This is a genomic window from Mesorhizobium sp. M7A.F.Ca.CA.002.09.1.1, assembly GCF_003998555.1.
GTDB classification, from domain to species: Bacteria; Pseudomonadota; Alphaproteobacteria; order Rhizobiales; family Rhizobiaceae; genus Mesorhizobium; species Mesorhizobium ciceri.
In genome coordinates this window covers 1-536 of the sequence record NZ_RZRR01001547.1, presented here as the reverse complement: position 1 = coordinate 536, position 536 = coordinate 1, and the positions used below count along the sequence as shown (strand labels likewise).

The following is a 536-nucleotide window of genomic DNA, read 5'->3' as shown; positions in this document are numbered from 1 at the left end:
TGTCGGCACTGTCGACAAGGTCGATGGCCAGCGCATCAAGCTAACCAAGGCCGATAGCGGCGAGGGCGCCCACAAGGGCCATCACCACTACATTCCCCTGAGCCTGATTGCCGAAGTCGACGGCAAGAAGGTCTGGCTGTCGGCGAATTCTGATGTCGCGGTGACGTTCGAGGAAGAAAAGTCCGATCCGGTCTGATTGATCGCTTCACTTCATGCGTGACGACCAGACCGGAAACAGATCGTTTTCGGCAGGTGTCGCGGCATAGACGCCTCGGCTGATGGCGCGCGCCATGGTGGCGCCGGCGGCGGCGTAGAGATCGATTGCTGCATCGGCGGAGAGTTCGATACCGCTCGTGCCGGTCGCCAGCGCGAACACAAGGTCGCCATCGGCCGGCGTGTGCGTCGGCCAGATGGCGCGCACGAATCCATCATGCGCCGACATCGCCAGGCGCTTGGCGGCAGCCTTTGTGAGCACCGCATCGGTGGCAATGACGGCGATGGTGGTGTTGCCGCCCGTCTCCGTCTGCCGGCCACAA

The 536-nt window shown here is 63.2% G+C and carries 2 protein-coding genes; one reads left to right on the top strand and one right to left on the bottom strand.

The window, feature by feature from the left end:
• On the top strand, positions 1–196 hold a 196-nt coding region (locus tag EN994_RS34580), incomplete at its 5' end, for a DUF2171 domain-containing protein (protein ID WP_127308306.1).
• A 9-nt stretch (positions 197–205) separates the two neighbouring features.
• Here the strand turns inward: EN994_RS34580 and EN994_RS34575 are convergent.
• A partial coding sequence (locus EN994_RS34575; RefSeq protein WP_206530585.1) for a P1 family peptidase occupies positions 206–536 on the bottom strand: 331 nt, incomplete at its 5' end.